Source organism: Clostridium sp., from assembly GCF_047718555.1.
Classification (GTDB): domain Bacteria; phylum Bacillota; class Clostridia; order Clostridiales; family Clostridiaceae; genus Clostridium_I.
In genome coordinates, this window is sequence record NZ_JBDNRK010000063.1 from 1 (window position 1) to 23228 (window position 23228).

The window sequence follows — 23228 nt, forward strand, 5'->3', positions numbered from 1 at the left end:
AATCGCTTTCGCTGTGTGCGATGGGAGTATTAGAGTGGGTAGTCATCGGATAAATATTCAGCTATTCCTTCTTCTACATGAATATATCTCCCAATATTAATGCGAATTATATTATATTCATTATCATATAATGTATTTATGGAATTATCAATATTTTTCTCTTTCACAACTATTATGAATTACCTTATCTTCACTGCTTACTCATTTTACTATACTTCATTACATCCTCTTGTGTATTAAGATTTAGGAACATATAAAGATTACCATCATATCTTCTTGCGATATTCTCTTTAATAAAATGAGTATTTATGATATTAATAAGTGCTAGCATAGATCTTCTATTTTCCATTATGAGCTTTTCTATTTTAGGAAATATTTTTGCAGAATAGAAAGCATTAAAGGGTTGCACTTTATCCCCCTGTTCTGTAACACAGGCGTCCGCTTCAGTTCTAATCAGTTCATTTTTCATGTACCTTATATAATCTAGATTTATATTTGGCATGTCGCAGGCTACAAAGTATGCATATTTACTCTTACTCTCCTTAAGTCCTATATGAATTCCCGATAAAGGTCCCTTTTGCTTTATCTCATCAGACACTATTCTGCAGCAGCTAAAATCATCTCCATATTTATCCGGTTTATTAGTTACAATTACTATGTCCTGAAATTCCCTTTTAAGTTCATTTATTAATTTATCCATCAATTTTACTTCATCTATTTTTAAAAACTGCTTGTCAAAACCCATACGGGAACTTTTTCCACCAGCAAGGATTACTGCAGTTTTAAAATCATCCATGATTTTACTCCATATTGGCTAGACTACAGGCAGTGTTTTTTCTCTTTTTCTCAATATTCTCATCTATAGTCTCACCTTCAACCAGCCTTAAAGCATCCATTGGACATACTTCTACACAAGCTGGTCCATTTTCTCTTCCCACACATAAATCACATTTGTTGGCTACTAATCTTTCTTTACTTACAAATTTGCCCTCTCTATTGCATTTAAGTCCTGTTTGTTTTATTACTTCTCCATCTTTGTCATGCTGTATAATTAGATCTATAGCTCCAAAAGGACAAGCCACCATGCAGGATTTACATCCAATGCATGTATCTTTGTTTATTAAAACTACTCCATCCTCATTAGTTATGGAACCATTAGGACAGGCATTTCCGCAGGGTGCATTTTCACAGTGTCTACACTGCACAGGAGCAGTTACATCTGCAGTTTTTATAACCTTTAGGCAAGGATTAAAATTTAACTTATCATTTTTCTTTGCTAATATATTTTTTTCTGAGTGGGCCATTACACAAGCTGCCTCACAGGTTTTACATCCTATACATCTGTTTGGATTTGCTATAACAAAACTGTTCATCTACTCTCTCTCCTTAATTCTAAAATCCCTTAGGTAAGGCATATGAAAATAAATAATAAGTCAAAGATGTGACGGATATTTTGAATCATACAAGGAAACAGGTTCCGATGATAGTGAGCTATCTGAGGGTTCTGTTGACGCAGTAGGATTCAAAATAGACTAGTATACTGACTTAGTTATTTTTTGAATATGCCTAAATTAATAGCTGCTTCTATACTTCGCTTTTCTTTCTCCTCTAATGGATTAATAAGTCTTAGTGCCTTTTTAGGACATATTTTTACACATGCCTGAGTATCTTGCTCCTTGCATAAATCACATTTATATGCAAATTTTGCTGAATCCTCAGCTTCACTTCCTACTTCCACTGCCCCAAAAGGACAGGCCATTACGCAGGCTTTGCATGCAATACAGGCTTTTTCATCAATTATTATAACATTATCTATTTCTTTTATAGCCCCTACAGGACATACATTTGCACAGGGAGCATTCTCACAGTGTCTGCACTGTATCGGCACTGAAAATTCTTCATTTTTAATTACATGAATTCTTGTTACTATAGGTATTCTCTTTCCTCCAACAAAAATCGGCTTATTAGCATTCTCCTTGCTGCTGTGGGCTCTAAAGCATGCCACTTCACAAGCTCTGCAGCCTACGCATTTACTGGCATCTCCTATTACAAAAGAATTAGTGTTCATAATTATATTCAACCTTTCTTAAGTGTTTAGTCATAGGTGTTTTTCAAGCTGCCTTATTTAATAGTTCTTTCACTTTATAACATTTTCCTCAATAAAACAGGCTACTTTTTCCACATCATTCAAATCAAGTTGTGGAAGCTTTATATCTTCTAATCTCTCATCTGTTGCCACAGCTATAATATTAGAGGAATCGAATTCGCTGCTATTTATGAGAAGCTCTGCTTCCCTTCCCTTTCTGTGTACTTCTATCTGTGGATAGCCGTTACTTTTAAAACCCTCAATTATTATCAGATCCATACTTTTGAAACGGTCTATTACACTTTCAATACTTTCCTCTTCCTTAAATCTTTCAATCATGGCAAGCTTCTTTGCTGAAGCAATTATCATAGTATCTGCTCCAGCCTCAGTAAACCTATAACTGTCTTTACCCTCTTTATCTATTTCAAATTTCTTTACATCATATTTTAGTACTCCCAGTCTGTAGCCCTTACTTTTAAATATTCTAATGAGACCCTCTATTAATGTAGTTTTACCCATATCCGATTTAGCTGAAATTATAGAAATCACTTTTTTATGAGAAAATGAAGTATCCATTTAAAATCTCCCCTGACTTTGCACAGCTCTTTTCTTCCGGCACTATTACAACTCCATTTGCCTCAACTACAGAAGCTAGTCCACTAGAACTCTGCCAACCTATTTTATATCCGTAATATGCTCCATTTACCTTTTGTATGTTTACGTATATATACATTCTTTTTCCCTTTTTAAAATTATAATCATCCTTTAAAATCACAGGTAAAATATCAGTATATCTCTTTTTTCCCATAAATTTATCGCAGGCTGGTATTATAAACTCTTGGAAAGTAGTTATTGCTGCCAATGGATTACCAGGCAAACTGAAAAATAATTTATCCTTAATAGTGGCAAAGCCCAAAGGTTTTCCAGGCTTTATTGCTACAGACTTAAATTTTATATCTGCTGCCAATTCCATTAACACATCTTCCACAAAATCATAGTCTCCTTTAGAAGCCCCTCCTGAAGTCACAACTATATCAGATACCTTTAGTGCTTCTTCAATCTTTTCCTTTATGAGCTTTTTATTGTCTTTTACCAGTCCAAAGGATATAGGCTCAAGTCCTGCGTTTTTCAGCAGTGAAATCAGAGTATATTCATTGCTGTTTCTTATCTTACCCTGGTAAAGCTCCTCTTCTATATTAATCAATTCATCACCAGTAATTATGAGAGCAACTGTTGGAGTTCTATATACATGAATCTTACTATATCCAAGAGAAGCTAAAAGTCCTACTTCAAATGGCCTTATAACAGTGCCTTTAGCAAGTGCAAGGTCTCCTGAATTAATCTCTTCGCCACGTTTAATTACATTTCTATATGCCTTTACCTTATCATATACAAAAAGAATATTGTCCTCAGCTTTTACCTTTTCAAACTGTATTACAGCATCTGCCCCTTTAGGCAGTGGTGCTCCTGTCATTATCCTAATAGCTTCACCCTTCTGCAATTCTCCTTTAAAAAAATCGCCTGCTTTAATAATACCTTTTATATTAAATTCTATTGGTGCTTCTCTTAAAGCCTCTGCTGTTTCCTCACTCTTAATTGCATAACCATCCATGGCAGATTTACTAAAGGGTGGCAAGGTATCTTTAGAATATATATCCTCAGAAAGAACCCTGTTTAAACTATCTAATATATGTTTTTCCTCCACATTGCCTAAAGGCGTTTCCTGTAAAATTATATTCAAAGCATCATCTCTACTAATCATCTGCAATTTCCTCGCATAAGGCACATTCAAATAAATAACTAGTCAGTATGCTAGTCTATTTTGAATCCTACTGCGTCAACAGAACCCTCAGATAGCTCACTATCATCGGAACCTGTTTCCTTGTACGATTCAAAATATCCGTCGCATCTTTGACTTATTATTTATTTTCATATGCCTAAAATTATTTTTATTTTACGTTTTTTATTCTCATTTGCTTCTTTATACTGTCATAATTATCCTGAACATTTTTCTCTGCTTCTTCCTGATCCTGAATCCTCTCAAGCTTAACTGCACAATATTTAAATTCAGGGGTCTTTGAAATTGGATCCAAGCTGTCAATAGTAAGTTCATTACAGGCACCTACCCACCATTGATAAGTCATATAAGTAGCACCCTTTTTTACCCTTTCCGCAACAGCGGCACGGGTAATTATACTTCCTCTACGGGAGCTGACTCTTACCAGTTCCTGATCTTTTATATTAAGTTCTTCTGCATCTTCTTTACTTATTTCTATATATCCAGGTTCATCTGCCAGTCTCTGAAGTGCACGACAGTTTCCTGTCATAGTCCTTACAGAATAATGTCCAATCTCTCTCACTGTAGAAAGTACCAAAGGATAATTTTCGTCTACTAATTCTAGAGGAGACCTCCATTCACAGGCAAATAATTTTCCTTTTCCGCTTTCTGTCATGAATTTACCACCTTTATAAAGATAAGGTGTACCTGGATCTTCTTCTGAAACACAAGGCCAAAGTACTGCCCCCTGTTTTTCCATCTTTGCATAACTTGCTCCAGCAAATTTTGGACAAAGGCTTCTCATTTCATCCCAAATCTCTTCCGTATTTTTATATTTCATAGGATATCCCATAGCAGTAGATATTTCACAGATTATTTCCCAATCATCCTTAACATCTCCCATTGGTTCTACAGCTTTTCTTATTCTCTGAAAGCCTCTGTCTGCAGCGCTGTATACACCATCATGCTCTCCCCAGGAAGTGGCCGGAAGAATTACATCTGCATGAAGAGCAGTTTTATTCATAAATATGTCCTGAACTACTACAAATTCCAGTTTATCAAGAGCCTGTCTAAGTTCTGCTGCATTAGGATCACTCTGAGCTGGATCTTCTCCAAAGATATAGTAAGCCTTTATCTTGTCCTGTTTAAGTACCAGCTCTGGCACCTCTGTCAAAAAATGTCCCTTTTTACTAGGAAGCTTTACTCCCCATGCCTTTTCAAACTTTTCTCTAACCTCTTTATCTTCAACAGATTGATAACCTGGAAATTTATTAGGAAGCATCCCCATATCACAAGTACCCTGTACATTATTTTGTCCGCGAACTGGTCCAATTCCCACATTAGGCTTTCCAAGATTTCCTGTTAATAGTGCAAGGGAAGCAAGTCCCTTTACTACATCCACTGCCTGTGAAAATTGACATACTCCCATGCCGTATAAAATAGTGGCAGTTTGGGCTTTAGCATATATCCTCATAGCCTTTCTTATATAATCAGCACTGACACCAGTTATTTTTTCTGCATATTCAGGAGTATATTTTTCTACTGCAGCTTTGTATTCCTCAAAACCCTCTGTATACTTTTCCACAAATTCACTGTCATATAATTTTTCATTTATAAGTACATTGCCAAGAGCATTTACAAGAGCCATATTAGTACCGCCCTTTAATTGAAGCCACAAATCTGAAATTTTTACAGTTTCTATTTTTCTCGGATCTGCTACAATTATTTTTGCACCCTTTTCCCTTGCCTTAATTATCCTTCTGGCTACAATAGGATGGGTTTCAGATGGGTTATAGCCAAATACAAACACCACATCTGTGTCTTCAATTTCAGGAATCGAATTAGACATAGCCGCACCGCCTAATGAATGATCAAGACCTGCCACAGAAGGACCGTGGCATACTCTGGCACAGTTATCAATATTGTTGGTACCCACTGCTGCTCTTATAAATTTCTGCATTACATAGTTTGGTTCATTTCCAGGTCCTCTTGCAGAGCCTGTACCTAAGATAGCATCAGGACCATATTTAGCTTTTATTCTCATAAGATTTTCTGCTGTAAATTTTATAGCTTCATCCCAAGAAACCTCTTCTAGAACACCATTTTTTCTTATCATTGGTTTCTTTAATCTTGAAGTTAGAAGTTGAGGATCATTCAAAAAGTCCCAGCCATAATATCCCTTTAAGCAGAGCTTACCCTCATTGGTTACACCATTAGCTGGTTCTGCACGTACAATCTTTCCATCTTCTACTACTAAATATAAATTACATCCACTACCGCAATAGGGACAGACTGTTAAAACTTTTTCTTCCATACACTACACTCCTCATATGTCTGTAAAATTATCCACAGATATTTCTTTGATAAGGCATATGAAAATAAATAATAGATCAAAGATGTGACGTATATTTTAAATTAAACAAGGAAACAGGTTCTGATGATAGTAGGCTATCAGAGGGTTCTGTTGACGCAGTAGAATTTAAAATATACTAACATGCTGGCCTATTTATTTTTTGAATATGCCTAAATTGAAGTTATCAACATATTAACCTATATAATTGAATTAATAACCTGTTGCTACGCGTTCAGCCAAAAGTAATAAAATTATAATCTTAATTAGTTGTTTATAATTCATTTTACTTAGTCATAGTAAAACTCCTACTAAGTAAGATTCATTGATAATGATAACGTATAAAAGACAAAACAAAAAACCAGTACAATGCATTTTCAATTTTATACATCTGCACTGGTTTATCTAAAAGTTAAATATCAACTAAATATCTTTCTTTTCAATCAAACCATTGAGTCTATTAACTTTATCGTTATTAATATGGTTCTATCATTTTCTAGTACATATTTTACTCTCTTTATTTCTAATAGTCAAATCATAATACGACTTATTTTTCATACTTCTGGTTTAATATGACAAAGCCACCATATTAATTTTATTAAAAGTCTAATACTTCAATAATAGATGTTATATGACATCTATTATTGATTAATCAAACTTTTACACAATATTTTTAATTGGTAATTGTGAGAAATGACGAAGTAAAAAATGATAATATTTACACCCCAGGGGTGTAATTTTTTTCAATTTCAATTTACCATTTTCTTTATTACAAATTGAAGTTTATTTACTAAAAACAATTGTAGTATAATTATTAGTAATAATCTAAGCAGGAGGAATAAAAAAATGATAAACACCGCAATATTAACTATAAGCGATAAAGGCTCCAGAAATGAAAGAGAAGACACCACAGGTCCATCTATAAAAGACACTCTTCCAGAGGATAAATACTCTGTAGACTATTACAAAATAATACCTGATGAAATTGACATTATAAAGAAGGAATTAATATACCTTTCTGACACTGTAGGCATTAATTTAGTGCTTACAAACGGCGGAACAGGCTTCTCTAAAAGAGATGTTACCCCTGAGGCCACAATAGACGTAATAGAAAAACAGGTGCCTGGAATTCCTGAGGCAATGCGAAATGCTTCTCTAAAGATAACTCCTAAAGCAATGCTGTCAAGAGCAGTAAGCGGCATAAGAAAAAACACTCTCATAATTAATTTACCTGGAAGTCCAAAGGGAGCAGTAGAAAATTTAGAAGTAGTATTACCGGCTCTTCCCCATGGTATTGATATTTTAACTGGAAATGCATCTGAATGTGGACGAAATTGAAGCAAGTTCTTAATTCAGGTGGGGATTCTTTTACCACATCTGAATTTTAGAACTGCAAATGCATGGCTTACTTGGCGTTGAACTCCCACTTGAAGAAAAGCAGAGAACCAAAATCTTCGATTTTGTGTGAATCGCTTTCGCTGTGTGCAAGCAGAGAACCAAAATCTTAGATTTTGTGTGAATCGCTTTCACAGAGTGAGTGGGAGACTTACGCCAAGTTAGTCAGGTTAAAAATTAAGTTTTATTATTATTTTTAATAGTAGAGTAATCAAAAAGCTTCCTCATTATGCATAAATATGCACAATGGGAAGCCTCCTTTATATGTTATATAATCTCCCGACCTTTGTCGAGTATGTTAGCGAAAATATGAGAAAGAATCTCCTAACCAAAGCTAGGTATGTATCACACAAGTCTTATAATAACACCTTGTTATTATATAATCAATAGTTTTGTATAAATTTTTCTATTAATACCATAGTTATTTTCATGAAAACATATACATTTTATTAATTATTAATACTGATTATTAATAAATATTCATTTTTAGTTGTAATTTATATATTTATGGATAACCTTAATTTTGGTTTTAAAATATTGTTCAGGAAATCGTCTTCAAGTGTAGCAACGTGCCTGCCAAGCCTAACTTTGGATACCACTTTAATCTGCTCACATAAAATAGTCCCTGTAATTAGATTCTTTTCACCTTCTACTAATTTGTAATCATTCTTTTTAATTTCAATATGAGTGGCAATTTTTTTTGGTCTATTGGATATAGGCACTATTATAGTTGTTGGTCCCCTATCGTTTCCCGTATTATTTTGAATAATTATTGCAGGTCTAATTTTATTTTCCTCTGAGCCTATATTTTTCCCCAATTGACAGGTCCAAATTTCTCCACGTCTAGGTTTAATACGCTGACTCAAATCTACATTATGAATAATATCTTTTTTATCCATAGTCCATTGGGCATACTCAAGTATTTCTCTTATATTATATGCTCTTTTGGCAAAATCATGCATTTTAGAATTATTTATTAATTTTTCTTCAATATCACTAGCATAATCTTTTACCAGCTGCCTGATTTTATACTCAGTCTTTTTAATATATTCTTCAACTTCAGTAACATTCATATCTTTAATTAACACATTACCCACATTATCAAACCTCCCCTAAAAGATTATATCATATATTTGTAATATGTAAAAAGTGCCTTGTAGGTAATTCAAATAAATGTTTTACCTACAAGGCACTTACCCGTTGAAGCAAGTTCTTAATTCAGGTGGGGATTCTTTTACCACATCTGAATTTTAGAACTGCAAATGCATGGCTTACTTGGCGTTGAACTTTCACAGAGTGCGTGGGAGTCTTACGCCAAGTTAGTCAGGTGAAAAATTCTACTCACAGGAAACGGCTATATTTTTTATAATGTAATGACTTTTCTTTTTTCTCTTTACTTCCTTTTTTATATCTGCCACAAACTTGGAAATTTCAGAAGAATTGGCAAAACAATTAAAGTCTCCATACACACCCGCAATAGCTATGGAAGTCAGTCCAAATATGTTCTTATTTCCATTTCTGTCACTAGCTACTACATACCCCTTACCTTTATCCTCTTCACTAAAGAAATTCATAATTTCTTTGTCAAATATGGAAATAAAATCTTTACATATATCTATGCAGTTTTCATAACATGTTTCAACTACACATACAAAATCATCCCCTCCAACATGTCCAACAAATCCATTGTATGTTGTAGAAGAATTAATTTTATTCTGAATGCAATTAGCTGTAAATTTTATAACTTTATCTCCATTTTCAAAACCATAAGTGTCGTTATAAACTTTAAAATTGTTTAAATCAAAATATAAAACGCAAAATTCTCTTCCATAGGAAATGGTGTCATTCAGTACTCTGTCAATAATAATATTTCCCGGAAGTCCCGTTAATGGATTTAATTCTTTTGCATAATTTTTTTCCAGTATGGTGGTGTACTCTAATAAATTTTTTATTGTGACTATACCACAGTACTTAGATTCTTTAGTAACAATGACATAGTCATATATTTTTTCATTATTTCTTGCCATGGCAGCTTTTGAAACTTTATCTATAGGTGTGTAATAGTCTACAATTAGAGCTTGATTATCCATTACTAGAGAAACAGCTCTCTTTGAAAAAATAGCATTACCATATTGTGTAGCTAACATAGAATTTAAAGTATGCTCCATTACAAGCCCTACTGGATAATTTTCATCATCAACAATACAAGTTCCTGTTGCTGTTGATTCAACAAAATAATTTTTTATTGCACTGCACAATGTTTTTAAATTAAAAGCCAGCTCCTTTTTTACAATATGTCCGATATAATGAGTTTTAAGCTCATAATATGAATTTAAACTTTTATTTAAATTAATTATTTTTTCTCTTATTTCCTCAGTAATATCTAAAAAAGTGTCTTTTGGTTTTTGGAGAAAAAATCCTTGTCCAGCATAAACACCTAATTTGATTAAGGTATTGAGCTCTGCTTCAGTTTCTATACCTTCTGCTATGATTTTAAAATTTGTATTTTGTGCGAGACTTACAAAATTTTTAATTATTGCCTGCTTAAAACTATCCTTATCAATATCTCTTATAATATCCATATCTATTTTTATGTAATTTGGTTTTGTTCCCGCTATAGTTTTTAATCCAGAATAACCCGATCCTACATCATCTATAGCAATTTTATACCCATGATCAATATAATTATTTAAAATATTTCTAAAACTTTTATAATCTTTAATAGAAGTTTTTTCCGTAATTTCAAAAACTACAGTTTCTGAAGAAATCTTATTTTTCATTAAAAGTACTTTAGAAAATCCCTTATTAAATTTACTGTCATTGATTACCATAGGAGACACATTAATAAATAAAAGCTTATCTTTATCCATTTTAGCGGCCTTTTCAATGGCCTTTGTACTGCATAAAAATTCTAGATCCCACAGTTTATTAAAACGTTCTGCTGCATTAAATAATTTATCTGGAGAAAACAATATAGAATTTTCTGGTCCGCGGCTTAAAGCTTCATAACCTAATATAGAACCATCCTTCAAAGAGATAATAGGTTGAAAAACTGTATTTATAAGCTTTGAATCCAATATCCTATTAAGCTCATTAATTCTCTTTACCTTTTTATCTTTATTCATATATTCCTCCTATCATTTTATATTATAGGAAAATTATACTTCAAATATATAAAATATATAAGCTATTAATTTAAATTCTTGTTAAATTTTAATACTTTTATATTCTCATACCTGTTTAATAATCACGTTTTAATGGATTTTATATTACTATTATATAATGCATTAAAATATACTTCAAAAAAGTTCTTTTTTTGAGAGTAAGGCTTTTTTTACACTGACCTTTAAGATCGTTCCAGATTGATCCAAAAGATGTTATAATACACAAAGAGGTGATTTGTATGAAATCAAATATCAATATATTGATAACTGAGGATGATACAGATATCAATACATTACTGTGTGATATATTGACAAAAGAAGGCTATAACGTCCGGGCTGCCTATTCCGGTTCTGAAGCTAGAATGTGCATAGAACAGTATGACTATGACATAGTTCTTCTCGATTTAATGCTTCCGGGAATCAGTGGCGAAAATCTCATATCTGAGATAAGAAAGCTGAAAATTATGCCTATTATAGTCATATCGGCAAAAGTATCCCAGCAGAATAAAATAAATGTATTAAAGCTGGGAGCAGATGATTTTATAGGAAAGCCCTTTGATATACATGAAGTACTGGCAAGAGTTCAGGCTCAATTAAGGCGCTATAAAGAATTTTCACCGGCAAACATAACAGATAAAAAATTGAGCTATAAAAATATAATTTTAGATATGGAATCAAAAGAAGTTTTAATTAGAAATAATCCTATTACTCTAACCTTTAGAGAATACTCCATACTGGAATTATTAATGTCTAATCCAAAAAAAGTTTTCACAAAAGCCAATATATTTGAAACTGTATGGAAAGATAATTTTTTTGGTGATGACAATACAATAAATGTACATATTAGTAACCTCCGCACAAAACTCGCTCAGGCAGATAGTGAAACAAAATATATTCATACAGTATGGGGTATAGGCTTTAAACTGCATGAATAAAAAAATTGAAAAAAACCGCACCCCTGGGGTGTAATTTTTTTCAATAAATTTCAACTTGTGAAAGTTTATTTCGTTCTTTTTTAATTATGAACTTAATTCTTAATGTTTTCTTAAGATTTGCTTTAATCCATCTTATTTATTCTATATGATAATAAGTTTGAAATCTTTAATATACATTAAAGAAAATCTACTATAGGATACCAGTTAGTAGATTCTGCAAGAATTCTATATATGAATAAGAAGGAGTGATTTTTATGGTTAGTAATATGTCTATAGCAGCTATGATTATTTCTATAATTCTATCCTTTACCTTTCCATTGGCCTTATTAATTTATTTTCGTGTTCGCTGTAAAATAAGTTTTGCCGCTGTAGGTATAGGTGCCGCAATATTTATTGTGTTTTCACAGATATTAGAAAGATCAATGCATTACTATATGTTATATGCCAATAATACTACTGCCAACCTGCTGAAAAACCCGTTAGCCTTTGCCATCTATGGAGGACTAGCAGCAGGAATTTTTGAAGAAGTAGGCAGATTTGTAGGTTTTAAGTTTTTTCTTAAAAAACATAGAGAGTGGAAAGGCGGAATAGCCTATGGCATTGGTCATGGTGGTATTGAAGCTATACTAATTGGTGTTTTGGGAAACTTAAATAATATAATATATTCAAAAATGATTAATGCAGGCATCTTTGAAAAAACTTTAGGCCACGCATTATCAGTAAGCAAATTAGAACAACTCAAATCTTCTCTAATTAATACTTCTCCATTAATTTTTACTGTATCTGGAATAGAAAGAATACTAGCAGTAACACTCCAATTAGGGCTTTCTCTTTTAGTACTTTATTCCATTAAAAAGAGAAAATATATTTTCCTTTTGCTGGCTATAGTTATTCATGCATTAGTTGATTTTACGGCGGTTTTTTTAGCGCAAAAAGGAGCCAATACCTGGGCAATAGAAGGCATTGTACTTGTATTTGCAGTAATCAGTGTTGTATTTATAGTTAAATCAAGAAAATTATTTTTACCTGAGGAAATTCAAAAACCTGACAATATAATGAGGTGAAAGATATGAAAGATATAGTATTAAAAACTCATAAACTCTGCAAAAAATATGGCGGTGAACTGGCAGTTAATAATGTGAACATGACCATAAACAAAGGAGACATATATGGCTTTATTGGAAGAAACGGAGCTGGAAAAACTACCTTAATAAGAATGATAACTGGACTAATCCATAAAACCAGTGGTGAAATTGAACTTCTTGGAAACTCAGGCAATATAACTATAGATGAAGCCAGGTCCATGACTGGAAGTGTTATAGAAACCCCTACCTTTTATGGTGACATGACTGCCAGAGAAAATCTTGAAGTTTCAAGGCTGGTTAGAAATATTTCTGGAAAACAGTGCATAGAAGATGTTTTAAATATGGTAGGTTTAAAGGATGTTAAGAAAAAGAAGGTTAAAAATTTTTCCTTAGGCATGAGACAGCGTTTAGGCATTGCCAATGCACTTTTAGGAAATCCACGTTTGCTAATATTAGATGAACCCATAAACGGACTGGACCCAGTAAGCGTAGTGGAAATAAGAGAACTGCTAAAAAAAATAAATAAAGAAAAAGAAACTACTATATTAATCTCCAGCCATATATTAAGTGAGCTTTCAGAACTAGCCACCTGCTATGGCATAATTAACAAGGGTAAATTGGTAGAAGAAATTACTTCACAAGAACTGGATGAAAAGTGTAAACAGTATATAGAACTTAAAGTAAATGACGCTAAAAAAGCTGTGGTTCTATTGGAAACTGAGCTTGACATTAAAGACTATGTGGTTCAGGAAAATAACATAATAAAAATTTACAGTAATCTTAATGATGTTGGAAAAATAAATACCCTACTTTCCACCAATGGTATAATTATTGAAAAAATTCTTTCCAAAGGACAAAATCTGGAGGAATATTTCTTAAATGTTATAGGAGATGAAGTTAATGTGTAGACTAATTCATGCAGAAATCTATAAATTATTCAGAATGAGAAGCTTTAAAATATTGTGTATAATAGCACTAATACTTGGAATATCTATGGCTGGTCTATCAAAATTATCTTCTTCTGAGGATTTTATAAAAAGCAGTTTGAAAAGTTTTCCTCCGGAACAGCAGCAATCATATATAGAACAGATAAAAAAAGCAAATGCAGAATCCTATTCTAAAATAACAATTGGCAGTATGGGCTTCTTTGTCCATTCCAAGGACATGTTCCATCCGACTGGTAAAGATATTTTCCGTGCTTCCTTTGGCATAGGTGTAATAGAAATATTGCTCTCAGTGCTTATAGGCTCTATAATAGCTAAAGAATACTCTTCTGGAACCATAAAAAATATACTTGCCTATGGTAAAAAAAGAGAATATTATTATATAGCTAAAATAATTGCTGCTTTTCTTGGCTTTTCTATAATATTAGGTGTAATAGTTGCTTCAACTACTATTATAGGAAGTTTTACCTTTGGATGGGGAAGTCCCTTTGCCATTAACGATGCGCTTTATATATTAAAAATATTTGCTGCTGCCCTAGCAGTTGGTCTTGGAACTATTTCTTTTTTAATATTTATAGCAACCCTTGTAAAAAGCAATGGTGGCACTATACTGATAGGCATAATATTATTTTCAATTTCACCTATGTTCATTGCTTTTTTATATGGAAAATATACCTGGTTTGACAAACTTTATAAATGTATACTGCCCTATAATTGGGCTTTAGCTACCTCCGCTGCTGTTACTAATAATGAACTTTTAAGAGCCTCTTCAGTAGGAATTATAACATTATTAATAACTGCTGCAGCTGGAATTGCTGTATTTAAAAATCAAGATATAAAATAATTGGAAAAAGCTGCACCCCCGAAGTAATTGAAAATTTACATCCCAGGGGTGTTCTTAAAAGGAGATCATTACTATGACTGAAGAAAGACCTATATTAAAATTAAAATATTCCATTGCTGAAAAAATTATATTTGTATTAACTGTAATAGTACTTATATTAAACTTTATATTTGTTATAATATATTGGAAAGATATGCCTTCCACAATACCTATACATTTCGATTTTTCCGGTAAACCAAATGGCTGGGGAGGCAGAGGCACTCTTTTAGTTCTTCCAATAATAAACTTGTTTTTATTTATATTACTTGCATTACTCAGTAAATTTCCTCACATTGGTAATTACCCTGTAAATATTACTGAAAAAAACGCCAAGTATCAGTATAACAATGCCAGAAAATTAATGATTGTAATGAATTTAGAAATAGTGTGTCTTTTCTTTTATATATCCTTAAGCGAAATATATTTAGCCCTAGGTAAAATCAATGGACCTGGAATTTTATTTTTACCAGTATTCTTATTAGTGATTTTGGGTACTACTGCATACTTTACAATTAAAATGTACAGAAATAAACCCTCTAACACATAATTTTTACTCATATATAAACTTAAATAATGAAAGGAAAATAACATGCTAAATGAATCTTTTATCAACAAGCTGTCATTAATTATAATAGCCTTAAGTATAATCATAAATTTAATATTTTATCCATTTCTACCTTCAAGTATTATGATTCATTTTAATTCTTCCGGTAATGCAGACAACTATATTCCAAAGCTTATGTACATTCCATTTATGGCAATGTTGTCAATAGGCATATATGCTTTATATAGACTGATAAAACAAGCTTCTGCCTTTGCAAACCTAGGGGTGAGTATAGTAATCCTTGGAATAAATATATTTTCTATCTATATAAATGTTTTTCATTAGATTTTTGATAATAACTCTGGAAAAAGAATTGGAAATTAAAAAAAAATTACACCTCTGGGGTGTAAAAATTGGGAGGTGAATTAAATGTGGTTCTCAACTATATTACTTATGGTGGTAATTCTAATTCTCATCACAGCTTTAGTGAGATATAAAAATGATATCAAATATATCACCAGACAAATTACAAATAGCAAAGGTGAATATCATAACTTAAAGCTGAACACCATGGACAAGGATTTGGAAAATCTGGTACTATCCATCAATGATCTATATGAAATAAATCAGCAAAATCATATTAAAATAAAGCATAGTGAAGAAGAATTACGCTGCAGTATAGCTAATATGTGCCATGATTTGAGAACTCCCCTTACCTCTATAATGGGATATGTTCAGCTGATAGATGAGGAAAATCTTACGGAAGAGCAAAAAACAAAATATATGGATATAATTAAAAAGAGGACAGCAAGACTGCAAAGCCTCATTTCAAGCTTCTATGAACTTTCAAGAGTAGATTCCGGTGACTGCAAATTTGATTTAAAATTCATAAGTCTAAGCGATATTCTATGTGAAACCATAGCTCTTTCTTATAATGATTTTATTAAAAAGAACCTGGAGCCTGAAATAAACATTGAAGAAAATATTCCTCCCATAATAGCTGATGAAAAAGCCGTTATGAGAATATTTTCAAACCTGATCAACAATATGATAAAACATGGAGAAAAAAACATAATTATAACCCTGAAAAATGAAAAAGCTTATATAATTACAAAATTTGAAAATACTGCTCCCAATCTAAAAAATAAAGATGTAGAGCATCTCTTTGACAGAACCTTTACTGCAGATGCAGCTAGAGGGGATGAAAACACAGGCCTTGGTTTAAGCATAACTAAAACCTTAGTAGAACAGCTTGGACATAAAATTGAAGCTGAACTTTGTAATGAACTACTTAAAATTAAAATCTATTGGAAATTACCATGATTGATGGTAAACCAATGGTGTTGAAACTTTAGGTTCACTAATTATCAGAATCAAAAAAGTTAAAATAAAACTTTAACTTTTTTTGTCTATCTTTTTATCTTTAGCAAGCTTTTGAAAGTGCCTCTACATTTGTTTTGAGACTCTGTTTTTTATATTGGAAGCGCAAAACAGATGGTTGTCCCATTAGAGGAAGATTCAACGCAATTTATAAAGCCACCATGGGCTTCAAGAATGTATTTAGAAATAGAAAGTCCAAGACCTGAACCGGGAATGTTCTGATTTCTGCACTTTTCTGCTCTATAGAATTTATTAAATATAAAGGGAATATCCGCAGAGGAAATACCTATGCCTGTATCCTTTACATAAACCTTAATATAACTTCCAGTATTTTCGAAGGATATAGAAATGGTTCCATCCTTCTTTGAATACTTTATACCGTTTGAAACTAAATTATACATTACCTGTGAAAGTCTTTTTTTATCCCCATTTAGTATTAGGTCAGGAATTTTATCAGGAACAATAAAATGAAGTCCTCTACCCTCTACTTCCGCAGACAAGTCCTCAAATAAATCTTTAAAGAAATCACCACAGTAGAACTCACAAAGTGATATATTCATTTTGTTAAGCTCTGCTTTTGAATGTTCTAAAATATCCTCAAGAAGCTTAGATAACATTTTTACTCTATTTAAAATTATTGAGCAATAATTTTCAATACCAGCCTTATCTTTAACAATGCCATCTTTAATTCCAGAAACGTATCCATGAATAGCTGTTAAAGGAGTTTTGATATCATGAGACAAGCAAGCTAAAAGCTCCTTCTCCTTGGCTTTTATTGAAATTTCCTTTTCCTTTGAATGCTTAAGTTCGTCTCTCATAGCTTCAAAATCGTGGCAAAAGAGGCCAATCTCAGTATCATAATCATATTGTATTTCATAAGAAAAATCCCCTTTTAAGATTCTACGTGCGCTTTTGTGGAGAGTAGCTAAAGGATATAAAATATCTTTTTGGGTAAAAATATAAACAAATATCATCAGTATAATTATAGTAAGCAGAGCAATTATTATAGGTATTATATTTAAAAAGGTCAAAAATCCCGGAGAAGCAGCCAAAAATTTCTCCTTTGGAATTAAAAAAATTGCTGTACCTACTTGAGTATTATTTATAATCAGCGGATTAGTATATTTTATAATTTCATACTGTTCAAAAGAAGTTTTATTATCATATTCCATAAAGTCGTTTAAATTAACTACAGTATCTTTTTTATATTTAGCAATAGATGAGGACAAAACCCTACCATTTAAATCTATAACTGCATATGGAAAATCAGTTTTCAAGGGAGTTGCAAAATCCCTTTTCACTAAAGCTTCTTCTATATTGGTTTTTGTAGAAGAGGTTAAAAGTCTACCCTTATTAACGGTGGGATAAAAAGTGTTTTTGTTGTATATGAGAACAGAGGAATAAATAATAGTAAAGGTAACTAATACAATTATTGATAAAAATAATGCTTTTAATTTGAAGGATATGCTTTGATTATTCATCTAAATTTTCCTCCCATTTGTAGCCAACGCCCCACACGGTCTTAATATAATTTATATTGTATAAAGAAAGTTTCTCACGAATTCTCTTTACATAAACGGCAATGGTATTCAGATCTCCAAATCCACTTAAACCCCAGACATTATCATAAAGCTGTTCCTTTGAGAATACTTGAGATGGGTATTGAGATAGGAAGTCTATTATTTCAAATTCTCTAGAGGTTAAATGAATCTCGTTATCCTTGTAGGTTACTTTATAGCTTTTACTATTGATAATCAACTTACCAAACTCTTTCTTATCAGAAATATTCTTTGAGGGAGCTGAAAAAGTTTTATATCTTCTAAGATGAGCTTTGATTCTAGCTATTACCTCCATGGGAGAAAATGGTTTAGTAATATAATCATCAGCACCGACTCCTAAGGATAAAATCTTATCTATATCTCCACTTTTGGCAGATACCATTACTATAGGTATATGGGAAGAACTTCTGATAGTTCTGCAGATTTCAATGCCATCAATCTCCGGCAGCATTATATCTAAAATAATAATATCAGGATTAAAGGAATTAAAATCAGAAACAGCAGCTCCTCCATTATGGCAGCACTGAACTGTAAAACCTTCACTTGTTAAATAATCTCTTAATAAATTTCTAATATCCTCATCATCCTCAATTATAAGAATTTTTTCATTTGCCATATTATCCCTCCCGAAATACCTTAATAAATATATTTTATCATAAACAGAGTCCTTAGTATCAGTATTTTTGATACTTAGAAATCGTTGTCCTTTAGGGTAAATCGTTATCCAAGGACGTACCCACTCTTTACTCCCAAAGAAGATTGGAGTATTAGAGAGGGTAGTCATGGGATAAACATAAAAGGAAGAGAGTTTTACCACCCTCTTTCTTTCAAAAATTCGAATATTAAAATGTCTCTATTTTTGTAGTCTGCCTTGGAGAACTTACCTAAGGACAATTCACCGTCAATTCTGCCATCTTTAAGGTATATTAATCTAGAAGCACGGGAGGCAGCCTTTAAATCATGGGTAACCATTACCACCGTTTGCCCCTTATTATTTAAGTCTGATAATATGTCCAGAACTTCTTCCCCTGCAGTGGAGTTAAGGGCTCCAGTAGGCTCATCCCCAAATAGTATTTTGGGAGAGGTGATTATGGCCCTAGCCATTGCTACTCTTTGCTGCATACCACCTGAAATTTCTGAAGGATATTTATCCTTGGCGTCTGTTAAACCAAAGGTTTCAAGAAGCTTTAAGGTTTTCTCATTAATATCTTTCTTATTTTTATTTACTCCATAACCACAATAAGCTATATTTTCAAACACTGTTATATCCGGAAGTAAATTTATACTTTGAAATACAAAGGAAATATCTTTCTTTCTAATCAAGGAGAGTTCATCCTCCTTCATTGAAGTAATTTCATTATCAAGAAGCTGCACAGTTCCGCTGGTTGCCGAATCCATACCACTTAAGGTATATAATAGCGTAGACTTACCCGAACCAGAGCTGCCCATAATTACAGTAAAATCTTCTTCATATATGTCTAAATTTAAATTTTTTATCACATTAAGTGCAGTTTTCCCTGTGACAAAGGATTTACAAAGATTATTGGCTTTTATAACTGAAGTTTTCATAAAATCACTCCTCCATTAATTCAGTAGGTTTAGTATTTTTTATAGCTCCACAACATATAAGTGTGGTTACTAATATTAAAATAAGCATAGACGTTATTAGCAGCAGCATTGTTGTGGGGGATATTATTAAAACATCCATATTACTGATTGCTGCAGCAATCATAGGCCTTGCTATAGTTAAATTTAAGAAGATAGATATAATAGTACTAAATAATGTTAATATCAATATTCTATATAAATATCTGTTTCTTATTTCTCTAGTGGTAAAACCCAGTGCCTTCATTATTCCAAAATTTCTTCTACTATCTCTAATATTCATTATGATAATATTTAGTATTGTTATTGAGCAGAAGGCTATAAACACCACAATTAATAAATAGCTCATAGGGAGCATGGTACCAGGTATAGAATCAATGGTATATTTAAGCATAGGGTGAATATCACTAGCATCTAAATTGGAATATCTATTATTAATATCTTTCTTAAATTCCTCTATATCAGTACCAGCTTTAAGCGTTACAAATACTTCACTGACTGCAAATTCAGGAAGTTCTTTTTCTACTGCAGAGTTTAATATTCTTATACCATATCCGTTGGACATCATTGAATTATAGGAACCTGATATTAAATAGGATACTTTTTTATTGTTTATAGACAGCTGTATATAGTCTCCTATAGATAACCCTGCTTCTTTTAATATTCTTGAGGAAACAGCCGCTTCCTTGGAATTTTCAGGATTATGGCCCTCAATGATGGTAAAGCCTAGATCACTATTATAAGAATTCATGGCAAATACATTGTACATTGTACTTTTTATAGAATATTTTTTGGTATCAAGTTCTACACCAGTTAAGAGCATAGAGCCATAAGCATAATTTTTAACTCTGTTATCCTTCTTTACTTCATTCAAAACCTCCTTTAAAGCTCCTGCCGAACTACCCAAAGGTGCACTAATAGTTACATTACTTTTAGGTAGTCCAAACCAAATATTAGTATTTTCCTTCATCTTTGATATAGTTACATTCAAATTACCAAAGAGCAATACTAAACTCAGGGATAAGGTTAAGGTCAATGTGATAAGAGCAGTAACCTTTTTATATTTAATCATATCGTTTATTGCTAGAGCTAAAGGGAATGTAGTATTTTTAATTAGTGATTTTGTCAACTTTTTCCTCGAAGAAGTAACACCAGTTCTAAGAGCCTCTACTGGAGAAATCTTATTGGTTCTTTTGATTACAAAATATAAATTTATAATTACTGCTAAGGGAAATAAAATTATTGTAGCTAAAATAACATTAAAATTAATACTTACACCTTGAAAATCACCAATATACTTTAAAATCTTAGAAGCTGTATAGTTCAAGATAGGAATACTGCACAGAGCTCCAAGTAAACTTCCAATAAAAGCAATTAGTGAATAACCTATAATATAGAATTTAAGTATTTCTCTTTTAGAAAAACCAAGAGCTTTATATATTCCAATAGATTTATACTCTTTTAAAATATTATTCCATAGGATAAATCGTATCAACATCACCGAAACAATAAACACCAGAATTGAAGCTAAAACAGCAGCACCTCCTATCATAGAAGAAGTCATGGTGGAACTTAGTATTAATATATCTTTATCAAATACGAATCCACCAACCTTCACAGCAGAGGTCAAGTCTTTTTCTACATCAGCGACATTAACCCCATTTTTAATATCTATAAAAATTAGTGATGATTTTTTTAAGGAAGAAAAATCCTGAACATTGTCCTTATTGATATATAAAATAATTTCACTCACGGTAGAAGAAGGTTGAAGAGAATCATTAATCAGTGAAGTAACCTTTAAGGTAACATCCTTAGTCTTTGTTTTAAAGGTTAATCTGTCTCCAAGTGCAATATTATAATTATCTGCCATAAGCTTTGTAATCCATACTTCCCCCTCTTTAGGAGCATTGTTCTTATTTAATGAGTTATCCTTATTTAATCCAAAAGGAAGATTTTTACTATCTTCTATAGGAATAATGTCATACATTGAAAGCTTTAAATTTTTACCCTTGCAATAAAGGTCGTTGCCAGAGGTGGAAGCCTCCATAGCTTTAACATCCTCAATGTCCGAATTATTTTTACCCCACTGCAGTACATCCCTTGTAGAATCTTCATTAGCGTTATAACAAATTAAATCGTAAAATTTATCGTTAGAATAAAATTGATTAACATATCCTTGAATAGAGGTTAGCATGGACAAACTACTTGTAAATATTAAGGAAGATAGAAATAACAAGATTCCTATTAGAAAACCTTGAAGTTTTTTCTTTTTCAGCTTTTTCAGCCACATATAAGCACATCCTTTCTTTAAGGCATATTCAAATAAATAACTAGTCAGTATACTAGTCTATTTTGAATCCTACTACGTCAACAGAACCCTTAGATAGCTCACTATCCACGGAACCTGTTTCCTTATAGGATTCAAAATATACGTCGTATCTTTGACTTACTATTTATTTTCATATGCCTAATTCTATAATACATAAGAAAAATTAAAGAAAAATGGTTAAATTATTAATGAAATCTTACAATGTTTCCTGTGCTATATACTTCTTTAAGATAATATTCAATAAGCTCTTTTTCCTCAGCAACAAAATCCTTTGCTTTCTTAGTTGAAACAATATTCACTACTCTTCTATCTTTCTCATCTCTTATTCTTTCAACCATCATTATAATGCCTCCGCAGGCAGTAAAATTTGTTGGTAGCATATTTACATCTTGATACTTAGTACAATTTATCTTAAAATTAATTCATAATTCTTAAATTTCACTTGTTTAATTATGCTGTATTTTCAGAACAATATTTAGTATTTCCAATCTATTATTAGTGCTGAAAGAAGGGGTGTTATGAAACACACGGCAAATATTATTTCCATAGTTAGAATCGTCATTTCTATTATGATGATTTTCTTCTATAGAAATGACTTAGTGTTTACTGTTTTATATTTAATTTGCGGACTTAGTGATATTATTGATGGATATATTGCACGTAAAACAAATACGCAAAGTTCAATAGGTGCAAGACTTGATTCACTTGGTGATTTCACAATGTTTGGCGTTATAATAACAATTATACTGATTAAAGCTGGAGATAACCTTTCGGTATTTTTTCCGTGGATAATTATCATTGTTATTATTCGCTGTATAAACTTAATTATTGCAGCATACAAATATAATTCCCTTGTAAGTTTACACACCTTAGGCAATAAATTGGCTGGATTTCTTGTTTTTATAAGCCCTTTACTATTTGTTACATTTCATACGGTAAAAATTTTCTGGCCTGTGTGCATCATTTCTGTCTTATCAGCTATTGAAGAAGGCGCTATACACCTAACTACAGATAACCTTGATTTAAATAGAAAGAGCATATTTCATCATGAATGATTAAATAAAAAGAGTTTTCAATGACTCAATTTTAGAAAAAATAATCTGTGATTTTTTAAATTTATTATTAAAAGCAGTTAATATATTGAAGCAAGTTCTTAATTCGGGTGGGGATTCTTTTACCCCATCTGAATTTT

At 31.9% G+C, this 23228-nt stretch carries 22 protein-coding genes; 9 read left to right on the forward strand and 13 right to left on the reverse strand.

Annotated features, from left to right (window positions below; all coding sequences use genetic code 11):
- Nucleotides 1-190: 190 nt before the first annotated feature.
- From ABF633_RS17870 to fdhF, 6 genes are all read right to left on the reverse strand, one after another.
- Nucleotides 191-796 (reverse strand): molybdenum cofactor guanylyltransferase, encoded by a 606-nt coding sequence (locus ABF633_RS17870; RefSeq protein ID WP_415525545.1) that lies wholly within the window; start codon nucleotides 794-796, stop codon nucleotides 191-193.
- Between the two features lie 4 nt (nucleotides 797-800).
- Nucleotides 801-1373, reverse strand: a complete 573-nt coding sequence (locus ABF633_RS17875) for a 4Fe-4S dicluster domain-containing protein (RefSeq protein ID WP_415525546.1) — start codon at nucleotides 1371-1373, stop codon at nucleotides 801-803.
- A gap of 176 nt (nucleotides 1374-1549) precedes the next feature.
- The gene (locus tag ABF633_RS17880) at nucleotides 1550-2068 is read right to left on the reverse strand and encodes a 4Fe-4S dicluster domain-containing protein (RefSeq protein ID WP_415525548.1); all 519 of its coding nucleotides are present in this window, start codon (nucleotides 2066-2068) and stop codon (nucleotides 1550-1552) included.
- A 69-nt stretch (nucleotides 2069-2137) separates the two neighbouring features.
- Nucleotides 2138-2662: a molybdopterin-guanine dinucleotide biosynthesis protein B gene (gene mobB / locus ABF633_RS17885; protein ID WP_415525550.1), complete on the reverse strand. Its 525-nt coding sequence runs from the start codon at nucleotides 2660-2662 to the stop codon at nucleotides 2138-2140.
- Entirely contained in the window at nucleotides 2640-3848 is a 1209-nt protein-coding gene (gene glp, locus ABF633_RS17890; RefSeq protein WP_415525552.1) for a gephyrin-like molybdotransferase Glp, read from the reverse strand. The genes mobB and glp overlap by 23 nt, the downstream gene beginning before the upstream one ends.
- Before the next feature lie 187 nt (nucleotides 3849-4035).
- Nucleotides 4036-6177 carry a formate dehydrogenase subunit alpha gene (gene fdhF, locus ABF633_RS17895; RefSeq protein WP_415525554.1) on the reverse strand — a complete coding sequence of 714 codons (2142 nt, stop codon included), beginning with the start codon at nucleotides 6175-6177 and terminating at the stop codon, nucleotides 4036-4038.
- Nucleotides 6178-7059: 882 nt separating this feature from the next.
- Here fdhF and ABF633_RS17900 point away from each other — a divergent pair.
- Entirely contained in the window at nucleotides 7060-7551 is a 492-nt protein-coding gene (locus ABF633_RS17900; RefSeq protein ID WP_415525555.1) for a MogA/MoaB family molybdenum cofactor biosynthesis protein, read from the forward strand.
- A gap of 554 nt (nucleotides 7552-8105) precedes the next feature.
- On the opposite strand, the gene ABF633_RS17905 is transcribed toward ABF633_RS17900, so the two are convergent.
- The gene (locus ABF633_RS17905) at nucleotides 8106-8705 is read right to left on the reverse strand and encodes a type II toxin-antitoxin system PemK/MazF family toxin (protein WP_415525557.1); all 600 of its coding nucleotides are present in this window, start codon (nucleotides 8703-8705) and stop codon (nucleotides 8106-8108) included.
- 240 nt (nucleotides 8706-8945) lie between these two features.
- The gene (locus ABF633_RS17910; RefSeq protein ID WP_415525559.1) at nucleotides 8946-10733 is read right to left on the reverse strand and encodes a GGDEF domain-containing protein; all 1788 of its coding nucleotides are present in this window, start codon (nucleotides 10731-10733) and stop codon (nucleotides 8946-8948) included.
- Nucleotides 10734-11011: 278 nt separating this feature from the next.
- Between ABF633_RS17910 and ABF633_RS17915 the strand changes: the two genes are divergently transcribed.
- The 7 genes from ABF633_RS17915 to ABF633_RS17945 all read left to right on the forward strand — a co-directional run bounded on the left by ABF633_RS17915 (nucleotide 11012) and on the right by ABF633_RS17945 (nucleotide 16486).
- Nucleotides 11012-11707, forward strand: coding sequence for a response regulator transcription factor (locus tag ABF633_RS17915; RefSeq protein WP_415525561.1), 696 nt, complete (start codon nucleotides 11012-11014; stop codon nucleotides 11705-11707).
- Nucleotides 11708-11961: 254 nt separating this feature from the next.
- Nucleotides 11962-12771, forward strand: coding sequence for a YhfC family intramembrane metalloprotease (locus ABF633_RS17920; protein WP_415525563.1), 810 nt, complete (start codon nucleotides 11962-11964; stop codon nucleotides 12769-12771).
- A gap of 5 nt (nucleotides 12772-12776) precedes the next feature.
- Nucleotides 12777-13700, forward strand: a complete 924-nt coding sequence (locus ABF633_RS17925) for an ABC transporter ATP-binding protein (RefSeq protein ID WP_415525564.1) — start codon at nucleotides 12777-12779, stop codon at nucleotides 13698-13700.
- Nucleotides 13693-14580, forward strand: a complete 888-nt coding sequence (locus ABF633_RS17930; RefSeq protein ID WP_415525567.1) for an ABC transporter permease — start codon at nucleotides 13693-13695, stop codon at nucleotides 14578-14580. Before ABF633_RS17925 ends, ABF633_RS17930 begins: the two co-directional genes overlap by 8 nt.
- 73 nt (nucleotides 14581-14653) lie before the next feature.
- Complete coding sequence (locus ABF633_RS17935) at nucleotides 14654-15166, forward strand: DUF1648 domain-containing protein (protein ID WP_415525568.1); 513 nt, start codon at nucleotides 14654-14656, stop codon at nucleotides 15164-15166.
- Nucleotides 15167-15208: 42 nt separating this feature from the next.
- Nucleotides 15209-15508 carry a DUF1648 domain-containing protein gene (locus ABF633_RS17940; RefSeq protein WP_415525570.1) on the forward strand — a complete coding sequence of 100 codons (300 nt, stop codon included), beginning with the start codon at nucleotides 15209-15211 and terminating at the stop codon, nucleotides 15506-15508.
- A gap of 84 nt (nucleotides 15509-15592) precedes the next feature.
- Nucleotides 15593-16486, forward strand: a complete 894-nt coding sequence (locus tag ABF633_RS17945; protein ID WP_415525572.1) for a sensor histidine kinase — start codon at nucleotides 15593-15595, stop codon at nucleotides 16484-16486.
- 149 nt (nucleotides 16487-16635) lie between these two features.
- Here the strand turns inward: ABF633_RS17945 and ABF633_RS17950 are convergent, their stop codons facing one another.
- From ABF633_RS17950 to ABF633_RS17970, 5 genes are all read right to left on the reverse strand, one after another.
- The gene (locus tag ABF633_RS17950; protein WP_415525574.1) at nucleotides 16636-18024 is read right to left on the reverse strand and encodes an ATP-binding protein; all 1389 of its coding nucleotides are present in this window, start codon (nucleotides 18022-18024) and stop codon (nucleotides 16636-16638) included.
- Entirely contained in the window at nucleotides 18017-18718 is a 702-nt protein-coding gene (locus tag ABF633_RS17955; protein WP_415525576.1) for a response regulator transcription factor, read from the reverse strand. Before ABF633_RS17955 ends, ABF633_RS17950 begins: the two co-directional genes overlap by 8 nt.
- A 194-nt stretch (nucleotides 18719-18912) precedes the next feature.
- Entirely contained in the window at nucleotides 18913-19671 is a 759-nt protein-coding gene (locus tag ABF633_RS17960; protein ID WP_415525578.1) for an ABC transporter ATP-binding protein, read from the reverse strand.
- A gap of 4 nt (nucleotides 19672-19675) precedes the next feature.
- Nucleotides 19676-21997 (reverse strand): ABC transporter permease, encoded by a 2322-nt coding sequence (locus ABF633_RS17965; protein ID WP_415525580.1) that lies wholly within the window; start codon nucleotides 21995-21997, stop codon nucleotides 19676-19678.
- Nucleotides 21998-22221: 224 nt separating this feature from the next.
- A complete protein-coding gene (locus ABF633_RS17970) occupies nucleotides 22222-22377 on the reverse strand; it encodes a hypothetical protein (protein WP_415525582.1) in 156 nt (51 codons plus the stop codon).
- Nucleotides 22378-22554: 177 nt separating this feature from the next.
- Here ABF633_RS17970 and ABF633_RS17975 point away from each other — a divergent pair, with 177 nt between their 5' ends.
- Entirely contained in the window at nucleotides 22555-23091 is a 537-nt protein-coding gene (locus ABF633_RS17975) for a CDP-alcohol phosphatidyltransferase family protein (protein ID WP_415525584.1), read from the forward strand.
- Nucleotides 23092-23228 lie beyond the last annotated feature (137 nt).